This is a genomic window from Mediterranea sp. ET5, from assembly GCF_023337025.1.
In the GTDB taxonomy this organism is placed as follows: Bacteria; Bacteroidota; Bacteroidia; order Bacteroidales; family Bacteroidaceae; genus Phocaeicola_A.
This window is the reverse complement of the sequence record NZ_JAMBLN010000016.1, coordinates 17,859-42,358: the sequence shown is the minus strand read 5'-3', so window position 1 is coordinate 42,358 and position 24,500 is coordinate 17,859. Positions and strand designations below refer to the sequence as shown.

11 protein-coding genes are annotated in these 24,500 nt (G+C 61.0%); 4 read left to right on the top strand and 7 right to left on the bottom strand.

Annotated elements, in window-relative coordinates:
* Positions 1–39: 39 nt before the first annotated feature.
* The 6 genes from M3087_RS10265 to M3087_RS10240 all read right to left on the bottom strand — a co-directional run bounded on the left by M3087_RS10265 (position 40) and on the right by M3087_RS10240 (position 15,963).
* A complete protein-coding gene (locus tag M3087_RS10265; protein WP_022385990.1) occupies positions 40–1,212 on the bottom strand; it encodes an iron-containing alcohol dehydrogenase in 1,173 nt (390 codons plus the stop codon).
* 138 nt (positions 1,213–1,350) lie between these two features.
* Positions 1,351–5,718: a two-component regulator propeller domain-containing protein gene (locus tag M3087_RS10260; protein ID WP_249095507.1), complete on the bottom strand. Its 4,368-nt coding sequence runs from the start codon at positions 5,716–5,718 to the stop codon at positions 1,351–1,353.
* Between the two features lie 778 nt (positions 5,719–6,496).
* A complete protein-coding gene (locus M3087_RS10255; RefSeq protein ID WP_249095504.1) occupies positions 6,497–7,828 on the bottom strand; it encodes an MATE family efflux transporter in 1,332 nt (443 codons plus the stop codon).
* A gap of 169 nt (positions 7,829–7,997) precedes the next feature.
* Positions 7,998–10,835: a family 43 glycosylhydrolase gene (locus tag M3087_RS10250; RefSeq protein ID WP_249095580.1), complete on the bottom strand. Its 2,838-nt coding sequence runs from the start codon at positions 10,833–10,835 to the stop codon at positions 7,998–8,000.
* 159 nt (positions 10,836–10,994) lie between these two features.
* Positions 10,995–12,710 (bottom strand): RagB/SusD family nutrient uptake outer membrane protein, encoded by a 1,716-nt coding sequence (locus tag M3087_RS10245; protein ID WP_249095501.1) that lies wholly within the window; start codon positions 12,708–12,710, stop codon positions 10,995–10,997.
* A 7-nt stretch (positions 12,711–12,717) separates the two neighbouring features.
* The gene (locus tag M3087_RS10240) at positions 12,718–15,963 is read right to left on the bottom strand and encodes a SusC/RagA family TonB-linked outer membrane protein (protein WP_410797023.1); all 3,246 of its coding nucleotides are present in this window, start codon (positions 15,961–15,963) and stop codon (positions 12,718–12,720) included.
* 848 nt (positions 15,964–16,811) lie between these two features.
* Between M3087_RS10240 and M3087_RS10235 the strand changes: the two genes are divergently transcribed.
* The 4 genes from M3087_RS10235 (at position 16,812) to M3087_RS10220 (ending at position 22,297) form a co-directional block, all read left to right on the top strand.
* The gene (locus M3087_RS10235; protein ID WP_249095499.1) at positions 16,812–18,068 is read left to right on the top strand and encodes a peptidase U32 family protein; all 1,257 of its coding nucleotides are present in this window, start codon (positions 16,812–16,814) and stop codon (positions 18,066–18,068) included.
* A 147-nt stretch (positions 18,069–18,215) separates the two neighbouring features.
* The gene (cysS, locus tag M3087_RS10230; RefSeq protein ID WP_249095496.1) at positions 18,216–19,691 is read left to right on the top strand and encodes a cysteine--tRNA ligase; all 1,476 of its coding nucleotides are present in this window, start codon (positions 18,216–18,218) and stop codon (positions 19,689–19,691) included.
* Between the two features lie 89 nt (positions 19,692–19,780).
* Positions 19,781–20,263 (top strand): ferritin, encoded by a 483-nt coding sequence (locus M3087_RS10225; RefSeq protein ID WP_106484046.1) that lies wholly within the window; start codon positions 19,781–19,783, stop codon positions 20,261–20,263.
* Positions 20,264–20,434: 171 nt separating this feature from the next.
* Positions 20,435–22,297, top strand: coding sequence for an SLC13 family permease (locus tag M3087_RS10220; RefSeq protein ID WP_249095494.1), 1,863 nt, complete (start codon positions 20,435–20,437; stop codon positions 22,295–22,297).
* Between the two features lie 148 nt (positions 22,298–22,445).
* Here the strand turns inward: M3087_RS10220 and M3087_RS10215 are convergent, their stop codons facing one another.
* Positions 22,446–24,455, bottom strand: a complete 2,010-nt coding sequence (locus M3087_RS10215; protein ID WP_249095492.1) for a BCCT family transporter — start codon at positions 24,453–24,455, stop codon at positions 22,446–22,448.
* Positions 24,456–24,500 lie beyond the last annotated feature (45 nt).

Below are 24,500 nucleotides of genomic sequence, written 5' to 3'. Positions count from 1 at the left end.
CGACGACCACAGGGGCACGGCGTACCGATTGTCAATGTCTTATTTGTAGGACTTCTGATAGATGCCTAGTACTTCTTCGTCGGTCAGCGGACGCGGGTCGAGGGTGAAGAGTCCGCCCATGGTGTGACGCGCGTTCTGTACCATCTTCGGCAGGTCCTCCTCCTTGAGTCCCCAGTCGCTGAGCTTGATGCCGTAGACCCCGCACTCCTTCTGCATGCGCACCAGCGCGTCGATGAAGTCGCTCGGACGGTTGCTCTTGATGCCGAGCATGACATCGGCCATCTTCATGTAGCGCTTCATGCAATCGTTGCGGAAGGTTTCGAAGTAAGCTTCGCTCAAGGCTATGAGTCCGGCGCCGTGAGGGAGCTGGGGATAGTATGCGCTCATGGCGTGCTCGAGCGAGTGCTCCGAGATACAGCTTGATGTGGATTCGACCATACCGGCGAGGGTGCTTGCCCACGCCACCTTGGCACGAGCCTTGAGGTTACGTCCGTCCTTGACGGCAACGGGGAGGTATTTGTAGAGCAGGCGGATGGCTTCAAGGGCGAAGAGGTCGCTGATGGGTGTCGCACAGTTGGCGATGAAGCCTTCGGAGGCATGGAAGAATGCGTCGAAGCCCTGGTAGGCGGTAAGGTGGGGCGGAATGGAGACCATCAGTTCGGGGTCTATGATTGAGAGCGTCGGGTAGGTAAGGTCGCATCCGTAGCCTATCTTCTCCTGAAGCTCCTCGTTCGTCACCACTGTCCAGGGGTCGGCTTCGGTGCCTGTGCCTGCGGTGGTGGGAATGGCAATGATGGGGAGTGCGCGTGTCACGGGCTTGCCTTTACCGCTGCCCGAGGTGATGTAGTCCCAGTAGTCGCCTTCGTTGCATGCCATCACGGCGATTGCCTTGGCGGAGTCGATGGAGCTTCCGCCTCCGAGGCCGACCACCATGTCGCACTTCTCGTCGCGGCAAAGCTGGGCTGCTTCCATGACGTGCTGTTTGATGGGATTGGGCAGTACCTTGTCGAAGACCACGCTTTCCACGCCGTTCTCCTTCAGGTAGCGTTCCACATTGCCCAGGTAGCCATACTTCCGCATTGACGTACCCGCGGAGATGACGATGAGTGCTTTCTTACCCGGCATCTTTTCAGTTGCCAACTTCTTGATCTCGCCACAGCCGAAGAGTATCCTCGTCGGTATGTGCATACTGAATATTGAATTGCTGGTCATGGTAGTTACCTATTATAGTGATAGCACAAAGCTACTAAATAAATCATAAGTTGTACAGGAAATCACGCTTTTTTTTCATTGGGGCTACATTTTCATTACCACGGCGACACGATGCCGCCTCCCCGGCTCTGCGGAGGGTCAGTCCGGGTCGCCGGCGTAGTCGGTCGGGGAGACGCCGTAGTACTGCTTGAAGCTCTTGCTGAAGTAGTGCGGGTCGCTGAACCCGACGGCGTAGGCTATCTCGGCGATGCTGTTGCGGTGCTCCTTCAGCAGGCGGGCGGCACGGGTCATGCGCGCCTCCTTGATGTAGAGGATGGGCGACTTGCCGGTGAGTGCCTTGAGCTTGCGGAAGAAGACGGTCCTGCCGAAGCTGAAGTGCTCCACGAGCTGCTCCACGGAGAGGTCGGGATTGTCCAGCTCGCGGTCGATGAGGGCGTCGAGCTTCTCCAGGAACTCCCGGTCGCCCGCGGTGAGGGTGTCCGACGGACGGTCCGCCTCCGGCTCGTCGGGCACGGGGGTGCGGTGGGGGTTGCCGTAGTAGGCTTGCAGACGCTTGCGCCGCTCCAGCAGGTTGTCCACCTGGGCACGCAGGTAGGAGATGCCGAAAGGCTTGACAATGTAGGCGTCGGCGCCTGTCTCCAGCCCCCGGAGGCGGTTGTCGGAGTCTGCCTTTGCGGTGAGCAGGACGACGGGGATGTGGCTTGTGCCGATGTCGGCGCGCAGCTCGCGCAGGAGCGACAGGCCGTCACGGCGCGGCATCATGATGTCCGTCAGGATGATGTCGGGCATGAGGGTACGTGCCGACGCCAGGCCTTCTTCGCCGTCACGGGCTTCCACGACGCGGAAGTCGGGGCTGAACACCTCGGCGATGAAGCGGCGCAGCTCGTCGTTGTCCTCCACGATGAGCATGCTGCTGGAGGCGGTCTCCTCGCCGGATTCAGGGGCGGAAGGCTGCGGACACGCCGGCACGGACGTCGGGACGGAGGGCGCCGCCGCGTCCGTCAGCAGAAACTCCGTGTCCGCCGGGAAGTGGTCCCTGCCCGGAGGAAGCGTCACGGTGAAGCAGCTCCCTTCCCCGGGACGGCTCCGCACGCCGATGGTGCCGCCGTGAAGCTCCACCAGCTCCTTGGTGAGCGCCAGCCCGATGCCGGTGCCCGGGATGCCCGTGAAGTCGGGACCGGGCGAGGTCTCGAAGCGTCCGAAGATGGTCCGCAGCTTCTGCGGGCTGATGCCCACCCCCTCGTCGGTGACACGGATGACGGCGGCGCCTCCGTCGGTCGTCAGCTCCACGCGGATGGCACGGTGCTCGGGGGTGTACTTGAAGGCATTGGACAGCAGGTTGCCCACGACCTGTTCCATCTTCTCGGCGTCGCACCACACCCGCACGTCGCCGGAGGGGTGCCCGTAGCTCAGGCAGATGTCGCGCTTCTCGGCGAGCAGGCGGAAGTCGGCGACCGTCCGCTCCAGCAGCGAGGAGAGGTCGAGCAGGCGCACGTAGAGCTTCAGGCGGTTGTCCTGGAGCTTGTTGAAGTCGAGTATCTGGTTGACGAGCCTCAGCAGGCGGTCGCTGTTGTGCTTCACCGTCAGGAGGCGGCCGCGTACGTCGTCGGTCAGGGGCGAACGGGCGAGCATGTACTCCAGCGGACCGGAGATGAGCGTCAGCGGGGTGCGCAGCTCGTGGGACACGTCGGTGAAGAACTTCAGCTTGAACTGTGCCATCAGCTCCTCACGCTCCGCCTTGTCCTTCAGCCGGTAGAAAGCGCGGTAGAGACGGAGCACCAGCACGAACAGCCCGACGACTCCCGCCGTGTAGAGCAGCCATGCCCAGGGTGTCTGCCAGAAGGAAGGCAGCACCTCGACCGCCAGCGTCTTCTCGTTGTCGCGCCACACGCCCTCGCTGTTCGTGGACTTCACGCGGAAGGTGTAGTGCCCCGGCGGAAGGTTGGTGTAGGTCGCCTCGCGGCTCTCCCCGACGTAACGGTACTCGCGGTCGAAGCCGTCGAGCCGGTAGGCGTACTGGATGTCCTCGGTGTTCGACATGTCAAGGGCGGCGTAGCGGATGCCGACGGTGTGGATGCCGTGGGGGATGCACACGAGCGACGTGTGGTTGAGCGTGTGCCGCAGGATGCCCGTGCTGTCGCCGGGGGAGACGGTGCGGTGGTCCGTCACGAGGGCGGACAGGCGGATGGTGGGGGTGAAGGTGTTCTTGAACACTTCCGCGGGGTTGAAGTAGAAGATGCCCTTCGTCGTGCCCAGCTGTATCTGCGTCCCGGCAAAGGTGCCCGCGCCCTCGCTGAACTGGATGTTGAAGGCGGTGAAATCGTTCTCATAGTGTTCGAAGGTCGCGTCGGCAGGACGGTACTTGATGAGTCCCTTCTCGGTGGCGAGCCAGAGGTTGCCCCGGTCGTCCGGACGGATGGCGTAGATGATGTCGGCTATCAGCCCGTCGGCGTGGGTGTAGGCACGGAACGACGCCTTGCCCCCGCCGAAGGAGGTCAGCTCCTGCAGTCCCTGTCCGAAGGTGGCGGCGAAGACTCCGCCTCCGGGCAGGCAGTCCACCATGTGCACGTCGCAGTGGTCGAGGCAGCGGGTCCAGCGGATGTCCGACGGACGGCTGAAACTGCCGTCACAGGCGAGCGCACCGACGGTGGACGACACCCAGATGCGTCCGTGGCTGTCCTCGCTGACGTGGCGCAGCTTGTAGTAGTGGCGCAGGGGGAAGCTCTTCAGCTCGTTGCGGGCATGGAGGAAGCGCAGGCTACCGTCCGCCTGGAAGCGTACGAGATTGAGCCCGCCGCCGTAGGTAGCCACCCAGACGCGCCCGCGGCTGTCCTCGAACAGGTGGTAGACCTCGTCGCAACTCAGGCTGTAGGGGTCGACCGACGAGTGGGTGTAGTGCTCCGTCCGGAAGCGTCCTTCGCCCGACGGACGGAGGCGGTAGATGCCCTGCCCCTTGGTCGACACCCAGATGTCGCCGTCGCGGTCCTGCATCACGGCGTAAACCCTGGCAAAGCGCGTGGCTGCGCTCTCACGGGAGACGATGCGTCCGGCGGACGGGTCCAGCCTGCCCAGCAGATGCTTGTAGGGGTCGAGCACGAGCAGCTCGTTGTTGCGCGTGCCTGCCCAGGTGCGTCCCTGACGGTCGACCAGGAGGGCGCGCACCTCGTTCCCGGGCGACTCGGGGTCGTCGGCATCGAGGGGCAGGAGGTGGAAGAAGGCGTGCTGGAAGGTTATCTTCGTCAGTCCGCCCAGGAGGGTACTCATCCAGAGGTTCCCCTGACGGTCGGTGCAGATGGAGAAACAGCGGTCGTTCGAGCGCCACTCATGCGTCCGCTGGGCGGGGTTGAAGGGCACGAGGGTGTTCGACGGACGGTCATACCATGCCAGCCCGCCGCCCTTGGGGTGGACCCAGAGGATGCCGTTGGCGTCTTCCGTCAGGAGTACGCCCGTCTCGGTGGCAAGCGGACGCCCGTGCTCGTCGCGCATGAGGAAGTGGGTGAAGCGGCGGTGCGATGGGTCGAACAGCCCGATGCCGAGGGAGGCATACTCCAGCCAGGCGAGTCCGTGGCGGTCGGTGTACACCTTATATATATGGTCGTCCGCAGGTCCGCCGGGGGTGCGTGTCGAGAAGTGGAGGGTGTCGGAAGGGGTGGCGAGGAACAGCCCGTCGCCGTCGGTGGAAAAGAGCAGGCTGCCGTCCGCGCACCGGGCGATGTCGGTCACGGCGGCACGGGTGGGCAGGCGGTGGAGGGTGAGCCGGTGGGTCGCCTTGTCGCAGACGACCACGCGGCCGCTGTCGCCGGCAACGAGCAGGCGGCGTCCGTCTTCCATCAGCGTCCGCAGGGCGGTCTCCGGGGCGCCGGGCAACCGGACGGGACGCAGCATCTCCGTCAGCGGGTCAAAGCGGAAGAGTCCCCGGGAGGAGAGTATCCACTCCTGCCCGCGGTCGTCGCGGTGGACGTCCGTCAGCTCGCCACACGACGCGAGGTTGACGGGCGGACGCAGGGCAAGCTGCTGGCTGTCGGCATCGTAAGAGGCACGGACGGCGGTGCCGTTGCCCAGGACCCAGACCACACCGCCGACAAGGGGACGGACGACGGCAGTCTGCGCAGTGCGGCGTCCGCCTGTCAACGGGACAGGGAGGACACGCTCGTCGCGCGGGTCGAAGCGGTAGACGGAGTTGTCGTAGCACACGAGCCAAAGGCAGCCGACGGAGTCCTCGGTGATGGAGAGCACCCGTCCGCTGGTGAAGGGATGTGTGCCATCGGCGCCTGCCTTGAAGTTGCGGAAGGTGTAGCCGTCGAAGCAGCTCAGCCCGTTCCATGTGGCAAACCACATCACGCCCTCGCGGTCCTGGAGGATGTCGTGCATGAAGCCGTGCCCCAGCCCGTCCTTCGGACCGTAGGCTCGGACGGCGTATTGCGGCAACGCCCCCGCCCGGCTGTGCCCGGACAGGGTGAAAAGGGTGAAAAGAATGTACAGACCCAGGTATATGCGGATTCTCATAAGCGTGTATCGTAACAGCTCGTAAAGGTAACAAAATAATTGACAATGGACAACGTCTCAATGGACAATGGACAACGTCTCAATTGACAATTGACAATGGACAATGGACAATTGCCGTGCGGCGTGGGGGATGTGTCTACAAGGCGATAATTGTCCACTGTCAATTATCAATTGTCAATTGTCAATTGAAAGTCCGGTTTTAACATCACATTTTCCCGATTCGGCGTTTTCAGGTAACGCATAAATCCGCAATTTTGTCCCAATTAGAAAATCGTGCGTTAAATATTTTAAGATACGTCCGTCAGAACGCAGATAAATAAACCTATATTCACATAATTACACCGTTTCTAACGCGAAAAAGGCATCCTTCGCACCCATTTTCACCGACGAAAGCACCGGTGATTGGCTTCGTACGGACGAACGACTACCGTCGTACGGACGTGTCCGCACCGTCGTGGTCGTTCGTCCGTACGAAAACAGCCACCTGTCCCCACTTTTTAGCGACCAGAGGGGCACGATTCCGTGAGTGTGAAATTGCGTCCGTCCGTGTGAAAAGACCGACAGAAGGGAATGCAGAACAAGGAACAGCGAGCAGAAGGACAGGAAAACGACGGAAAAGGCATCAGGGTGCATTTGGCAAATCGCCCGAGAAGGGCCTTCCCGGTCACCAACTCGTATTTCGGTGCAAGGAAAGCCCTTCTCGGGCGATTCGTTTGACATTTTGACAAATTGACAATCGCGTCGGAAGGAAGCTGCCGTCCGCCCGGCACAGAGGGGGTCAGACCGCCTTGCCCCGCCATCCGCCGCGGTGGATGTAGATGGAGCAGAAGACGAGCAGTGCCAGTCCGTAGATGTGCTCGGTCGTCCAGCAGACGGCGACGTCCGCGCGCAGCCAGTTGATGATGACCACACAGTAGGCGACATAGACCACCTGGACGATGACCTCCAGCAGGAACGCCATCCGCGTGTTGCCCGTACCGGAGATGGACTGGAAATAGATGATGCCGGGGACGTGGAAGACGTACGCCGTGCACAGGACGAGCAGCGAGGGGACAGTCGCCGCCTGAAGCTCGGGGATGTTGGTGTAGATGCTGATGACCGCGGTGGGAAAGACTGCCACGAGGACACCCAGCCCGAGCACGAAGAGGTAGCACAGGCGGATGTGCTGACGGATGGTGGGCAGGACGGCGTCGGTCTTGCCGGCACCGATGAGGTTGCTCACCAGCGACCCGCACGTGGCGGCGAAGGCGGCGACAATCATGTAGAAGAATCCTGACACGCTGCGCACGACGTTCGACACGGCAAGCGGCTCCTTGCCCAGGTGCTCGACGAAGAGGAAGAAGAGGAACCACGTGGACAGCGTCAGGAAGCTCTGTATCATGGTCCAGAACGAGACGGTGAAGATGCTCCGCAGCGTACGCATCCGGAAACGCACGCGGTGGGCAAGCCCGTACTTGGCACAGTCGATGCGCCGCGTGGTGTAGACAATGAAGAAGACCAGCGACACCAGCTCGCAGAGCGACGAGCCGATGGCGGCTCCGGCAATGCCCAGGGCGGGGAAGCCCAGCTTGCCGAAGACGAGGATGTAGTTGAACACCACGTTCGACAGGACCATGACGACGGAGTTCAGCGTCAGGGTCTTCGTCTGGGTGGTGCCGATGTAGAATGCGCGGAACATCGCCGCGGCGAAGGAGAAGAAGAAGCCGAAGATACGCCAGTCGATGTAGCTCTCGGCTGCCGCACAGATGTCGGGGTCGTCGATGATGCGCTCCAGCAGCAGGGGCGAAAGCGCCTTGGTCAGCCCGAAGGCGAGCACGGCAAAGGCGAGGAGGAAGTAGAGTCCGTGGTAAAAGATGGCACCGACCTCCCGGTAGTTCTGTTCGCCGTTACGGCGTGCCATGATGATTTGTGCGCCCGCACTGAAGCCGAAGCCCATCATGAAGATGACGAGGTAATAGACGCTGGCAATCGCCGATGCACCCAGTTCGACTTCGCCGACCCGACCCAGGAACGCGGTGTCGGTCATTCCGATGAGCTGCTCCATGACCAGGCTGATCAGGCAGGGATAGGCTATCTTCAGAATCTCTTTGTTGGTGTAAGCTGTCTTCATTGGTGTTATCTCTTGGAAATGCGGTGCAAAGATAATTGACAATGGACAATGGACAATGGACAATGGACAATTGCCCTTCGGTGTGGGGGATGTGTCCACAAGACGGATTCATGCCCACGCCGAAGGGACATTGTCAATTGTCCATTGTCAATTGTCAATTGAGACGTGGTCAATAGACCTCCAGCGTGACCCGTTCGGGGCTTTCCTCCGGTTGTTCGGGCAGCGGGGTGCCGTTGACCGACGACGAGGTGAAGCGGACGCCCTCAGTGTTCTTCAGGTAGTGGGCGTGCGGTGCCTCGCCGACGTGGAAGTCGTGGATGCGGACGTTGCGTATCGGGTACACCTCGTTGCCGTCCATGAACACGGCGTAGTGGTCCGCCTTCCCAGCCTGGACGTGGCTGATGTGGAAGTCCTCATAGAGTGCCTGGTAGTTCCCCCCGCGGAAGCCGAAGTAGTTGGTCTCAAAGCGGAGTATGGCGCCCTTGGCGCGCTCCACCGTGATGCTGTCGACGAAGACGCGGCGGATGTAGCCGCCCCGGTCGCGGTTGGACTTGAAGTAGAGGGCGTTCTTGACCGTGCCTATCTCGATGTTGCTCATATAGACATCGGAGGCACCGCCGGACATCTCGCTGCCGATGCACAGCCCGTTGCACTCGGAGTGGAAGATGCAGTCGCGGATGACGATGTTCCGCGAGGGGCGTCCGATGGAGCGGCCGTCGGTGTCGCGTCCTGACTTGATGGCGATGGCGTCGTCGCCGGTGCGGAAGGTGCAACGCTCGATGAGCACGTTCGACGTTCCCTCCGGGTCGCAGCCGTCGTTGTTGGGGAAGTGGCTGTCGATGGTCACCCCGCGGACGATGACATTGTCACAGAGCACCGGGTGGATGGTCCAGAAGGGGGAGTCCTTGATGGTCACGCCCTCGATGAGCACGCGCGAGCAGCCCAGGGGCTGGATGCACGACGGACGCAGGACGGTGCCCTTGCCGAAGACGCGTTCCTGGACGGGCACAAGCTTGTCGCCCATCTCCCGCAGGCGGTCGCGGTCCGGTGCCTCAATCCGGCTCCATGCGGCGAACTCCTTGCCACCCTGGGCGTCGATGGTACCGCTGCCCGTGATGGCAATGTTGTTGGCATGGTAGGCATAAATCATGGGGGAGTGTCCGTACATCTCCGTGCCTTCCCAGCGGGTCAGCACCACGGGGAGGAAGTCGTCCGCCCGTCCGCTGAACTGCAGGTAGGCGCCCTCGTCGAGGTGGAGGTTGACGTCGCTCTTCAGGCGCAGCGGCCCGTTGAGAGGGTAGTGTCCGGCTGTGACACGGACGGTCCCTCCGCCGAGCCACGAGCAGGAGTCAATGGCCTGCTGGATGACCCGGAGGCTCTCGTCAGCCTTTTCAGGCAGGCGGACGGTGAAGGTGCGGTCGGGGAAGGAGGTGGTGGCGATGCGGCTGACGATGGCCTCCTGCGGTGTCATCGGCTGACGGCGTGCCGGTCCGTCGTGACGGTAGGTAAAGTCGTCAAAGGAGGCACTGCCCGCTGCCTGCCGCACGTTGTAGCAGTACAACCCCACGCGCACCCCTTTCCAGTTGCCGAACTCCATCGTGAAGGCGTCGCCCGCGGCGGTGAAGTTGCGGTTGTCGATACTGTACAGCAGGGTGTAGCGGTTCGCCCGTGCGTCCGCCTGCAGACGGAGGTAGACGGTCGTCCCGCTGACGGAGAAGGAGGCAGCCTCCGTGCCCCCGTGCTCAAGGTAGAGGCGGGTGTCCGCTCCGTCGCGGCGGATGCCCAGCAGGCTGTTCGCCTTGCCGATGCAGGCGATGCCGCAGCGCTGTCCGTCCGCCAGGTCGTCAAAGTCCATGCGTACGGTCGCCGTGCCGCGGTAGCCCATGGTCTTCTGGGTGAGCGTATTGCGTGCCCGGCGGAAGTCGTCTGCCTGCAGGGCGTGGAGGGTGAGCGTGCCGGGACGTTCGGTCAGCGACCAGGCATCGTCCACGGGGTTGTGGTTGAACTGCCACTGCAATCCGAGCGACGGTCCGCTAAAGTCGTCATCGGTGCGGGGCACTTCGACGGGCACGTCACGGGTTCCCCGCGGCTTGGTCCACGATGCGACCGGTTCGCCGACACCGTTGCGGTCGATGTCCACGCCGACCACGGGCCAGTCATCCTCCCAGTGCATGGGTTGCAGGTGGACGACGCGTCCCAGCGGGTTGTACTGCTGGAAGTGGAAGAAGTACCATTCGCCCTCCGGCGTGTCGACCATCGCTCCCTGGTGCGGTCCGTTTATGTCGGTCGTGCCGCGTTCGAGCACCACGCGCTTCTCATAGGGGCCGTAGATGCTCTTCGAGCGCAGGACGGTCTGCCACCCCTTGGAGACGCCCCCTTCGGGGATGCTGAGGTAGTAGTACCCGTTGCGCTTGTGAATCTTCGTGCCCTCCGCCACCGGTCCGCGGTAGACGGTCCGTCCCTCGTCGAGCAGGCGGGTGCCGTCGGGGCTCATGCGGTGGATGATGATGGGGCCTGCGCCGTGGATGCTGCGTCCGAGGTACGCCTGTCCGTCATCGTCCCAGAAGGGGCACGGGTCTTCCCACTTGGGCACGTGGCAGACGTTCGTCAGGGGGCTCCACGGTCCGGCGGGGTCGGTGGCGTTGGTCATGAAGAGTCCCTCGTCGGGTGTGCAGAAGAAAATCCAGAACTTCCCGTCGTGGTAGCGGATGGCAGGTGCCCACGAGCCGCCGGCATAGCGTTCGTTCGTGTCCCAGCCCGGGAAGTCGAAGCGGCTGTAGACCTGGGAGAGGAGGCGCCAGTTGACCATGTCGTCCGAGACGAGCACCTGCATGCCCAGGAAGTGGAAGTCGGAGGCGACCATGTAGTACTTCTCGCCCACACGGATGACGTCGGGGTCGGAGTAGTCGGCGTTGAGGATGGGGTTGATGTATGTGCCATTGCCCTGGTCGCCCCAAGTGTCAGGCGACGTCTGTTGGGCGGCAAGGGGGACGGACAGCGCCGTCATGCCCAGAAAGAGAGAGAGGAGTTGTTTCAGCATAAAAGTCGGGAATAAGGAGTAATGGGATCGCAGAGACGGCAGAAGCCTCCCCCACTCTCCCCGAGGAGAATGGAGGAGGCAGGAGAGAGCTTGTCTACTGCATGTTCAGTCTGCCAGGCGGGAGGCTTAATAGCCGGGGTTCTGCTCCACGTGAGCCTGGTTGAGGTCGATGGCGGCCTGCGGGATGGGGCGCAGAATCTTGTACTTGCCGTCGGGTCCCGTCAGCGCACTGAGCTCGACACCGTCCTCGTTGTACTCGGTGACGTACTCGATGAGCTTGTGCGTGCGCTTCAGGTCGGTCCAGCGGACGTACTCGCCTGCCAGCTCGCGGGCGCGCTCGTCGAGGATGAAGTCGATGGTAATGTCGGCAGCGTCGACGTGCATGGCTGTCTCGTAGCCGCTCTTGATGGTTCCGGGACGCTGACGCAGGTTGTTGATCATCTCCGCAGCCTGCCGCATGTCGCCCTTCTTGTAATAAGCCTCAGCGGCGATCAGGTACGCTTCGCCCAGGCGTGCCAGGACAACGTCGTGCATGCTGCACGTGGTGCTCCGGTTGGCAATGGAGGTCTCGGTGTAGTCGTCAAACTTCTTGATGGCGGCGTTGCCGAAGTCCTGCGTCCGCCGGTCCTTGTAGGAAGCCGGCTGACCGTTGGACGGTGCGATGCCGCCCTCGGCGACGGTCTTGCTGACTATGGTCTCGGTCTTGATGCCGTTCGGGTCGTCGGCACGCCAGGCGGCGATGTCCTCGTCGGTCGCCCAGGCGGGAGCATAGTAGTAGAGTATCTTCGACGTCGGGTTGGTGTACCAGTCGAAGTATGCCTCATGGAACTCCAGCATGAAGGTCTGCTCCAGTCGGCCGTCTCCGCGCGTGTACATCTGCTGGAGACGGAGGGAAGGTGCGAAGTTGCCGTCAATCGCCTTGTTGCGTGGCTTCTCGGAGCCACCCTGGTAGGCTCCGAACTGTGACTGCTGGTAGGATCCGTCGTCAACGGGGTTCTCCACGGCGGAGCTGCTGTACTGCACGCTCCAGAACAGTTCGTCGTTCTCTTCGTTATTGACGTCGAACGCCTCCTCGATGGAGAGCGCGGGAAGCTCCCCGTTGATGGCCTGCCGGGCATAGGTCACGGCGTTGTCGAAGTCCGACGCCTGGGCGATGGATGCCTCCTGTGCCTCGTAGTCGGTGCCGTCGAGCCAGCCACGTGTCAGGTATGCCTTGGCGGCATAGAAGGCGGCTGCCCGCTTATTGGCACGACCGACGCCGGAAGAGGCGCGCTCCAGCAGATGCGAGTCTGCGGATGCCAGGTAGGTAAACTCGTCAATGATGAACTGGTAGACCGTGGCGAGGTCGGTGCGCTCGTGGCTCATCACGGCGGACTCGAACATCTCGGTGTTCAGCGCCACCGGACCGAACTGCTGCACGAGCTGGAAGTACCACCATGCCCGTAGGTAACGCGCCTCGTCGATGTATTGCAGGCGCTGGGCGTTGTCCTCGGTCGTCTCGCCGTACGCGATGACGCTGTTGGCGAGCTGGATGCCCTTGTAGCAACGGTCGTAGAAGTCCTTGATGATGCCTTCATCGGTCGTGAAGGTATACTGTCCCATGACCACGCCCTGGCTCTTGCCGTCGGCATAGAGGTCCGTGCCCGCCACGAAGAGCTGGGGCTGTGCGCTGTAGATGGTGCGGAGCGAGGAGTAGGCGCTGTTCGTGAGGCTGGCGAAGCCGTTCGCCGTGTTGTAGAACTCCTCGGTGGGGACGTTCGATTTGTTGTCTTGCTCCAGAAAGTCCGAGCAGGCGGTAAACGCCAGGGAGGCCGCAAGTGCGAAAATGTATAGGTGTTTCATGATTGCATTAGAATTTTAAGTTAATACCAAACTGCCAGCTCGTGGCGCTCACACCGCCGGTACCGTCGCCGACCTGTGCGTCCGCCCACTCAGGGTCGAAGCCCTTGTAGTCCGTCCACACTACGGGATTGACCACGTTGGCATACAGACGCAGGTGGGAGATGTGCAGCTTCTTGAGCCACGACGTCGGGAAGGTGTAGCCCAGGGTGATGTTCTTTATCTTCACGTACGAGTTGTCCACGAAGTACTGCGAGCGGTCTTCATTGGCACCGGACAGCCAGTAGGAGCCGCCGCCCTTGCCGTTGCCGCCGTTCGTCGGGAAGGGCCAGCTGCCGTAGTGCGTCGAGGTCGTGGTCGATATCGAGCCGTCCTCGGCAAGCGTCGGTACGCCTTCGGGGATATAGTAGTCGATGTTCAGGCGCTGCATGCCGCGCTGCGAGTAGTCGGTGAACTCGCCCATGAACGGAGAGTAGACCGTGCCTCCCTGGCTCGTGTAGATGTTCAGGCTGAGGTCCCAGTTCCTGTAGGTCAGGTTCGAGACGAAGCTTCCCGTCCACGTCGGTGCGCAATGGCCGAGAATCATCTTGTCGTTCGCGTCGATGACGCCGTCGCCGGTCTTGTCGTAAATCTTCATCTCGCCCTCATGGAACTTGGTCTTTATGTTCGGGTCCTGCGCCATGGCCTGTGCCTCTTCACGCGTACAGACGCCCGTGTACTTGTAGCCGTAGACCACGTCGATGGGGCTGCCGATGAACCACTTGTTGCCTACGAGGTCCTCTTTGCCTCCATTCAGCTCCCGGATGCTGTTGATGTTGCGGGCAAAGGAGAACGAGGTCGTCCAGTTCCAGTCCTTCGTGCGGACGTTGTTCGTGTTCAGCTGAACCTCGATACCCTTGTTGTTCACCTTGCCGACGTTGCTCACCACGGCGCCCGAGTAGGAGCCCAGTTCGAGCGGCGTCTGCATCTCCATCAGCAGGTCGCTGGAGTTCTTGTTGTACAGGTCCACCGAACCGTTGATGCGGTTGTCCAGGAAGCCGAAGTCCACGCCGACGTTGAACTCCGTCGTCCGTTCCCACGTGAGGTCGGGGTTGATCATCGTGTAGCCGAAGCCGTTGGCTACCGTGCTGCCGAAGTTGTAGTAGTACTTCACGTTGGCGAGCGCCTGCGTGTCGTAGGGACCTACGCCCGCGTTGTTACCCGTCACACCGAAGCTGGCACGGAGCTTCAGGTTGCTCAGCCAGCCGCGTACCGGCTCCATGAACTTCTCTTCGGACATACGCCAGGCGACGGCTGCCGAGGGGAACATACCCCAGCGGTTCCCTTCGCTGAACTTCGAGCTGCCATCCCAGCGCGAGGATACGGTCACCATGTACTTGCCCTTGTAGTCGTAGTTGACGCGCGCCACGTAAGACAACATCGTGATGCGCTCATAGTAGCTCGACTGGCTCTGCACCGTTCCCGAGCCGAGGTTGTGCCAGTCGACGTCGAACGGCATATCGACCACGCCCATGTAGTCGCCTTCCATCCGCTGGTCGTAGACACTGAACAGGCCCAGCACGTTCACGTTGTGGTCGCCGAACGACTTGATGAAGTTCGCCTGCGTGTCCCATGTGTAGGAGAACACCTGGTCGTTGTACTTCTCCGCCATGTTCGTCTTACCCGAGCGGTACTGCGTGTTGCCGTTGTAGAACGTGCCCCGCTCGCTCTTCGTGTACATGGGCGAGAAGGTCGTCTTCAGGATGACCTCCTTGATGGGGCTGTACTGCAGGTAGAGGTTCGCCATGATGTCATAGGAGCGTGTGTTGTCCTTGGAGTTCTCGCGGTCGACCAGCGGGTTGATGTTCGAGGTCGGTCCGCCGCCGTTGGGATAGATGGCGGCATCCTTGCCCGGCTGGACGATGAGCTCGCCGGCATTCTCCCCCTCCCAGTAGTACGCCGGCATCGTCGGCGTCATGCGGAAGCCCGAGAGGACGGCGTAGTTGCTGCCGCTCTCCTTGAGCGACGTTGCCATGTTGGTGGAGAATCCTGCCGACACCTTGTCGGAGATTTTATGGTCGACGGCTCCCTTCAGGTTCCAGCGGCTGTAGCCGTCATAGAGCACGCCCTCCTCGTCCTGGTAGCCGAGGCCGACGCGATAGCTGATGTCGCGCGCGTTGCCGGTGATGTTGACGAAGTGGTTCTGTTGCGAGCCGGTGCGTGTCACCAGGTCCACCCAGTCGGTGTAACGCTTGTTGCGGTACATGTCCTTGACGACCTCGCTGCCCCCGCCCCAGAAGTTCTGGTAGTTGGCGTCCGTCATGTTCCATGTCGTCAGACCCGTGCTGCTGTCCATCGACGACTCGAAGTAGCGGTAGAAACGCCAGTTGAGGAACTGGTCACCGTCCATGAAGTCCGGCATGTTCGTCGTGTGCTTCACGCCGTAGTATCCGTCATAGCTGACGGTCGCGCGAGACTCCTCGGGTGCGCCCTTCTTGGTCGTAATCATCAGCACGCCGTTCGTGGCGCGTGAACCGTAGATAGCCGTCGAGGAGGCATCCTTGAGGACGTCTACCTTCTCGATGTCCATCGGGTTGAGGAAGTCCATGTTGTCGCATACCACCCCGTCGATGACGTAGAGCGGCTCCGCCTCGTTGAGCGAGCTCTTACCACGAATCTGGATGCTGAACCCGTCGCCCGCGCGGCTCGAAGACTGGGTGATGTTCACACCGGCGACCTGTCCCTGGAGACTCTCCATGACCGACGTCGAGCCGCGTGCCGAAATCACGTCCGACTTCACGCTCCCGACGGAGCCTGTCAGGTCGGACTTCTTCACCACGCCATAGCCCACCACGACCACCTCGTCGAGCAGCTGGTCATCGGGGACCATGCTGACCTGGCAGTCGGAGCGCCCTTTCAGTTCGATTTCCTGCGTACGGAAGCCTACGTAGGAGATGACAAGTGTGGCGTCCGCAGGTGCGTTGAGTTTGAAATTACCGTCGAAGTCGGTCACCGTTCCCAGCTTCGTACCCTTCACCTGGATGGATACGCCGATGAGCGGTTCCCCCTTCTCGTCGACCACCCGTCCGGTGACCGACCTGTTCTGTTGAGTGACGGCAGCCTGGACATCGGTTGCGGCATTCACGTCCGCCGCCAGGAGCAGCTGCGGCGCCATCATCATGCCCAACGAGAGGCTACAGGCAAACAGTGTGTTTTTCGAAAGACATCCACCCGTGTGACGGGAGACGCTCGTGTGTGTGTTTCCTCGGTAGTTCATATTTTTCATGTTTAGATTGCTCGCAAAGAAAGCCCGAACCTCCGTTCCGACGGTGTAAAAACTGACACAAATGATGGAAAAACTGGTATTCCCTGCTGTAAAACATGTTTTGGAGCCTCGTTCCTCCCCTTCTGTTAACAATTGATAGTTGACAAGTGACAACATCCGTCCGATGTGAGAACCCTTTCCGCAAAGTCCGTTTGTCACAATGACAACGTTCCTCCGGTTTTAACATCACATTTTCCCGATTCGGCGTTTTCAGCTGACGCGTACTTTCGCAAATTTCTCCCTTCCAGAAAATCACGCGTTAAATATTTTAAGACACGGACGCCGGAATGAGCCGAAAGTAACGTCCGTTCACACAAATACACCTTTTCTAACGCGAAAAAAGCATCCGCCGAACCCATTTTCACCATCGAAAGCACCTGTGACTCGCTTCGTACGGACGAACGACTACCGTCGTACGGACGTGTCCGCACCGTCGTGGTCGTTCGTCCGTACGAAAACAACCACCTGTTTCCACTTTTCAGAGCCCGAAGGGGCACGATTCCCGATGTGTGATTTTGCGTCCGTCCGTGTGAAAAGACCGACGGAAGGGAACGAAGGGAGAGACAAACCGTGCAGGAGGAAAGGGAATCTGCGAAAAAGCTGTCAACCTGTATTTCGCGAATCGCGCGAGAAGGGCCTTCCCGGTCACCAATCCGTATTTGGGCGCAACGAAGCCCCTTCTCGGGCGATTCGTTTGACATTTTGACAAAACGACACAACCGCACCTCCCGTCCGCAACACAACGGTTCAACCGAAAATCGTTACCTTTGCACCCGGTAACCAAATTGAGACCCAACATCATGACAACCTATTCCATAAACGACTTCGAGATTATGGCACCGGTGGGCTCGCGCGAGTCCCTTGCCGCCGCCATACAGGCAAAAGCCGATTCCATCTACTTCGGCATCGAGAACCTTAACATGCGGGCACACTCCGCCAACACCTTCACCGTGGACGACCTGAAGGAGATTGCCGCCACCTGCGACGCGCACGGCATGAAGAGCTACCTTACCGTCAATACCATCATCTACGACGAGGACCTGGAACTCATGCGACGCATCTGCGACGCGGCTCACGAGGCAGGTATCTCCGCCGTCATCGCTGCCGACGTGGCGGTGATGGACTACTGCAACCGCATCGGTCAGGAGGTGCACCTGTCGACGCAGCTCAACATCTCCAACATCGAGGCGCTGCGCTTCTACGCTCGTTTTGCCGACGTCGTGGTCCTCGCCCGGGAGCTGAACCTGGAGCAGGTGCGGGAGATTCACCGCCACATCGTCGAGGAGAACATCTGCGGACCCGGCGGACAGCAGGTGCGCATCGAGATGTTCTGCCACGGCGCGCTCTGCATGGCAGTCTCCGGCAAGTGCTACCTCAGCCTGCACGAGCTGAACTCGTCCGCGAACCGCGGTGCGTGCACGCAGATATGCCGACGCGCCTACACCGTGCGCGACCGGGACAGCAACATCGAGCTGGATGTGGAGAACAAGTACATCATGTCGCCCAAGGACCTGAAGACCATCCACTTCATGGACCGCATGATCGAGGCGGGCGTCCGTGTGTTCAAAATCGAGGGACGGGCACGCGGCCCCGAATACGTCCGCATCGTCGCCGAGTGCTACAAGCAGGCCATCGCCGCCTGCCTCGACGGGACGTTCACGCCCGAGAAGGTGGCTGCGTGGGAGGAACGCCTCAAGACGGTCTTCAACCGCGGCTTCTGGGACGGCTACTACCTGGGGCAACGCCTGGGCGAGTGGAGCCGCCGCTACGGTTCGGAGGCAACGCAGAAGAAGGTCTACGTGGGCCGTGGCATGAAGTACTTCTCGCAGCTCGGCGTGGCGGAGTTCCTGACGGAGGCGTCGGACCTTCACGTCGGGGACGACCTGCTCATCACGGGCCCCACCACGGGAGCGCTCTTCCTGAAGCTGGAGGACCCGCGCGTAGACCTCCGCTCGGTGGACCATGTGGAGAAGGGGGTACACGTCTCCTTCAAGGTGCCTGAGAAGATACGCCCCAGCGACAAGCTCTACAAGCTAGTCTCTACAATTGACAATTGACAATGGACAATTGACAATGTGGGGACGGGGGCACACACCGGAGGGACATTGTCAATTGTCAATTATCCATTGTCAATTGCCCCGGAAAGTTTGTCAATTGTCAATTTAAGTCTATCTTTGTAGCTACTCAACTAAACACAACCATCTATGGAACAAAAACTGTACATCTACAATACATTGTCCCGCAAGAAGGAGGAGTTCATTCCCCTGCATGCTCCTCATGTGGGCATGTACGTCTGTGGTCCCACCGTCTACGGTGACGCCCACCTGGGGCATGCACGCCCTGCCATCACGTTCGACCTCGTCTTCCGCTACCTGCAACACCTGGGGTACAAGGTGCGCTACGTCCGCAACATCACCGACGTGGGACACCTGGAGCACGACGCCGACGAGGGAGAGGACAAGATTGCCAAGAAGGCACGGCTGGAGCAGCTCGAGCCGATGGAAGTGGCACAGTTCTATGCCAACCGCTACCACAAGGCCATGGAGGAGCTGAACGTCCTCCCGCCGAGCATCGAACCCCTCGCGTCGGGACACATCATCGAGCAGATACAGCTCGTCAAGGAAATCCTTGCCAACGGCTATGCCTACGAGAGCCAGGGCTCGGTCTACTTCGACGTGGCAAAGTATAACAAGGACCACCACTACGGCAAGCTCTCGGGGCGCAACCTCGACGACGTGCTCAACACCACCCGCGAGCTGGACGGCCAGCAGGAGAAGCACAATCCCGCCGACTTCGCCCTGTGGAAGAGCGCGCAGCCGGAGCACATCATGCGCTGGCCCAGCCCCTGGAGCGACGGCTTCCCGGGATGGCACTGCGAGTGCACCGCCATGGGACGGAAGTACCTCGGCGCCCACTTCGACATCCACGGCGGCGGCATGGACCTCGTCTTCCCCCACCATGAGTGCGAGATTGCACAGAGCGTGGCATCGCAGGGCGACGACATGGTGCACTACTGGATGCACAACAACATGATTACCATCAACGGGACGAAGATGGGCAAGAGCCTCGGCAACTTCATCACCCTCGACCAGTTCTTCAACGGGACACACCCGCTGCTCTCGCAGTCGTACAGCCCGATGACCATCCGCTTCTTCATCCTCCAGGCACACTACCGCAGCACGGTGGACTTCAGCAACGAGGCTCTCCAGGCTGCCGAGAAGGGGATGCAGCGGCTCATGGAGGCGTATGACAACCTCTGCCACATCCAGCCGTCCGCCACGTCGAGCGTGGACGTGTCCGGCCTCCGGCAGAAGTGCTACGACGCCATGAACGACGACTTCAACTCTCCCATCGTTATCGCACACCTCTTCGACGCCTGCAAGGCCATCAATACCGCTTATGACAAAAAGGCAACCCTCTCTGCCACCGACCTGGAAGAGCTGAAGGGGGTCTTCGACCTCTTCCTGTTCGACCTCCTCGGCATGAAGCGCGAACAGGGCACGGGAGCAGCCCGCGAGGAAGCTTTCGGCAAGGCGGTCGACATGCTGCTCCAGCAGCGCATGACCGCCAAGGCGAACAAGGACTGGGCGACGAGCGACCGCATCCGCAACGAGCTGACCGCCCTGGGCTTCGAGGTGAAGGACACGAAGGACGGCTTCGCCTGGCGCCTGCTGAAGTGACAATTTGTCAGCGCGGCCCTGTCCGGTACGCTTTTTGCCGCCCCGGACGTGTACAAACGTATTATTCACCAACTAAATATATTACAGCTATGATTAGTGAGAAAATGCAAAAAGCCATCAATGAGCAAGTAACGGCAGAGATGTGGTCTGCCAATCTCTACATGTCAATGTCCTTCTACCTCAAGATGGAGGGCTTCGACGGCTTTGCACACTGGATGAAGAAACAGTCTGATGAGGAATTGGCACACGCCTACAGCATGGCTGACTATGTCATCAAGCGCGGTGGCAAGGTGACGGTAGACAAGGTCGACGTGGTCCCCACCGGATGGGGAAGCCCGCTGGAAGTGTTCGAGCATGTGTACGAACATGAGTGCCACGTGTCGGAGCAAATCAACTCGCTGCTCGACATCGCCAAGGCGGAAAATGACAAACCGACGGAGGACTTCCTCTGGAGCTTCGTCCGCGAACAAGTGGAAGAGGAGGCTACCGTGCAGAACATCGTCGACCGTATCCGCAAGATGGGCGACACGGCCCTCTGCTACCTCGACGGGCAATATGGCGCACGCCAGTAAGCCCCGCCGTGCCGTCGCAGACGTGCACACCCTCATTTCATGAACAGGCTGAAAGGAGCCGGACAAACTATCTTGCCCGGCTCCTTTCTCTTTTTATATCATCCTGACGGGGAGGCGCCGGCGGACGTCCCGCACCCCGCTCCCTCCCGTCGCTTCAAACTAGACTGACTTATGCTGATAACACTCCTCATCCTGCTCCTCTCCGCCGTGTTCTTCGTCAACGGCAAGGTCCGCTCGGACATCGTCGCGCTCTGTGCGCTGGTGGCACTGCTGCTGTTCCACATCCTCACGCCCGACGAGGCGCTCTCGGGCTTTTCCAACAACGTGGTCATCATGATGGTGGGGCTGTTCGTCGTGGGCGGCGCCATCCTCCAGACCGGACTGGCGAAGATGATAAGCGCGCGCATCCTGAAGCTTGCCGGCGAGAGCGAGCTGCGCCTCTTCGTGCTCATCATGCTCGTGACGGCAGCCATCGGCGCCTTCGTCAGCAACACGGGTACGGTCGCCCTGATGCTGCCCATCGTGGTGAGCATGGCGGCGGGCGCGGGCGTCAACTCCAGCCGTCTGCTGATGCCCCTGGCTTTCGCCAGCAGCATGGGCGGCATGATGACGCTCATCGGTACGCCGCCCAACCTCGTCATCCAGAACACCCTGACGGCGGCAGGCTATGAGCCGCTGTCGTTCTTCTCCTTTCTCCCCGTCGGCCTGGTCTGCCTCGCCGTGGGTCTGCTGGTGCTCCTCCCGCTGAGCAAGTGGGTGCTCGCCAAGCGCGGACAGAAGCGCGGCGACCGTCACCGCTCGGGCAAGTCGCTCTCCCAGCTCGTGCGCGAATACGGGCTGTCGAGCAACCTCTTCCGTCTGCAGGTGCCGGGAGGCTCTGAGGCGGAAGGGCGCACCATCGTCGACCTGGACATCCGCCGGCGCTACGGGCTGGACATCCTCGAGGTGCGGCGCGGCGACATCTCGCAGCACCGCTTCCTGAAGACCATCACGCAGAAGCTCGCCGACCCGGAGACGGCGTTGCAGGGAGGCGACATCCTCTATGTGAAGGGGGACTTCGACCAGGTGAAGCTGCTGGCTGACGACTACCGCCTCGCCCTCATCGACGGGCACACGACGGAGGAGGCGGCAAGCACGTCGAACGTGCTCGACTTCTACGACATCGGCATCGCCGAGATTCTGGTCATGCCGACGGCGCACATCGTGAACCGTCAGGTCAAGGAGGCAGGCTTCCGCGACAAGTTCAACGTGAACGTGCTGGGCATCCGCCGCAAGAAGGAGTACCTGCTCAACGACCTGGGACGCGAGGCCATCCACGGGGGCGACGTGCTGCTCGTGCAGGGTACGTGGGAGAACATCGCCCGCCTGGAACGCGAGGATGCCGACTGGGTGGTGCTGGGTCAGCCGCTTGCCGAGGCGGCCCGTGTGACGCTCGACTACAAGGCGCCCGTGGCGGCTGCCATCATGGTACTCATGGTCGCCATGATGGTGTTCGACTTCATCCCCGTGGAGCCGGTGACGGCGGTGATGATTGCCGCCCTCCTGATGGTGCTCACGGGGTGTTTCCGCAACGTGGAGGCTGCCTACAAGACCATCAACTGGGAGAGCATCGTGCTCATTGCCGCCATGCTGCCCATGTCGCTGGCACTGGAGAAGACCGGGGCGAGCGACTACATCTCCAGCACGCTGGTGAGCGGACTGGGCAGCTACGGTCCCATGGCGCTCATGGCGGGCATCTACTTCACGACCTCGCTGATGACGATGTTCATCAGCAACACCGCCACGGCCGTCCTGCTGGCACCCATCGCGCTCCACAGTGCGGAGGCTCTCGGCGTGAGTCCCGTGCCCTACCTCTTCGCAGTGACCCTGGGCGCCAGCATGTGCTTTGCCTCTCCGTTCTCCACGCCGCCCAACGCGTTGGTGATGCCTGCCGGACAGTATACCTTCATGGACTACATCAAGGTGGGCCTTCCGCTACAAGTCATCATGGGCATCGTGATGATATTCGTGCTCCCGCTGCTGTTCCCGTTCTAACAATTGACAATTGACAGTTGACAATTGACAAGCAGTGATTCCTTCCCAAGCAGACCGTCCGGACAGACTGTCCGGCGCATCGTCGTCCCCCGGCAGGAAGACAAGCACGCCGAACGGTCATTGTCAATTATCCATTGTCAATTGTCAATTACCCATTGTATCGCTTCTTGTCGACAAACATCATCGCCTTCTGTTCGTCCGCCACGACACGGATGTAGCGTTCGTACTCACGGAGGACGTCGGCGATGATTTCCTCCTTATTCAAATACTGGATGTCGTATCCCATCCTGCCGTCCGTGTAGTAGGTCACCGGAAGATACTGCTTGTTGGAGTCCACGTCGGGGGTGTTGTCCTCGCCGATGATGTAGTCGGAGATGCTCTGCACCTCGGTGGTCACGCCGTAACGGAAGTTCCACACCTTCTCGAAGGGGATTTGCAGCTCGATGGAGAGCTTGCCGTTCTGCCCCGTGAGGATGTGTGCGTCGATGCCCTTGCGGCTCAGCTCGTCGCGCAGCTCCTCGAAGGCGGGCTGCACCTTCTCGGCGAAAAAGCGCTTGATGTCCCGCTTCTGCGAGAAGGTAAGAATCTGGTCGAGCCTTTCGTGCCAGTGGCTGCCGTCCCAGGTCGCGCTGCCATAGGGCCGCTTGGAGCTGTGGTAGAGCCTGTCGGTGCGCAGGGCACGCAGCAGGCACAGGCAGAGGAGCACCATGATGACGCCGAACGGGAGGGCGGAGATGAGCGTCATCGTCTGGAGCGACTGCAGGCCGCCGGCATAGAGGAGCGCCATCGTGATGGTGGCGAGCAGGATGCCCCAGAAGGCGTTCTGCCACTTGGGCGCATTGGGACGGTTGCTCGACGAGATGCTGTTCATCACCAGGATGCCCGAGTCGGCGGAGGTGACGAAGAAGACGGCAATCATCATCAGCGTGAGCACGCACAGGGGTGTGGCGAGGGGGAACTGTTCGAGGAACTTGAAGAGCAGCACGTCGGGGTTGCCGGCGAGCGCCGAGAGGGCGCCGTGCACCACGTTGCGGTCAATGTAGATGGCACTGTTGCCGAAGACCGTCATCCACAGGAAGATGAAGAACGAGGGGACGAGCAGCACCGCCAGGATGTACTCGCGGATGGTGCGCCCCTTGGAGATGCGGGCAATGAACAGCCCGACGAACGGTGCCCAGCTGATCCACCACGCCCAGTACATGACGGTCCATCCGGTGAACCACCCGACGCCGTCCTTCTCGAAGGCGAAGGTCTTGAAGGTGAGGTTGGCGAACTGGTTGATGTAGTAGCCGATGCCCTCGCTGAAGGCATTCATCAGGAAGGCGGTCGGCCCGAGCAGGAGGACGAAGAGCATCAGTACGATTGCCATCGTCAGGTTGATTTCGCTCAGCCGCTTGACGCCCTTGTTGACCCCGGCGACAGCCGACGCAATCGCCATGGAGCTGACCACCACGATGATGAGCGCCTGGAAGAGGAAGCTGGACTCGCGGAGGATGCCCAGGTGCACCAGTCCGGCGTTGAGCTGTACGACACCGAAGCCGAGCGAGGTCGCGATGCCGAAGAAGGTGCTGACCAGAGCGAAGATGTCGACCACATCGCCCACCCGTCCATTGATGCGGTTGCGCAGGAGGGGGTAGAGTCCGCTGCGGATGGCAAGCGGAAGTTTGTAGCGGAAGGAGAAGTAGGCGAGAATCAGCCCCATGAGTCCGAAGATGGACCAGGCATGGATGCCCCAGTGGAAGAACGTGGCGAGCTGCGCCTCCTTGGCAGGATTGAGCGTGTCGGGCAAGGCAGGGTTGACGTAGTGGGACATGGGCTCCGCCACACCGAAGTACATCAGTCCGATACCCATCCCGGCGGCAAAGAGCATGGCTATCCACGAGAAGAAGCTGTACTGCGGACGGGAGCTGTCCGCTCCCAGACGGATGGCGCCGATCTTGCTGAACGCCAGCACGCAGAGGAAGATGAAGAAGAACGATATCATCAGGGTGTAAGCCCAGCTCAGCTTGTCGTAGATGAGCGTCTGGATGGATGCAAGGCAGGCATTGGTCTGCCTGGGGAACAGTGCGCAGATGACGGACAGCCCGACGAGGACTGCTAGCCCCGGATAGGCGACACGTCGCGTGAAGGTTGGTTGCAGGTTAGGAAAAAACTTCATAAGTGTACGAGTGTTTAGGTTTATGGTTTCGGCTCCCATGAGCCG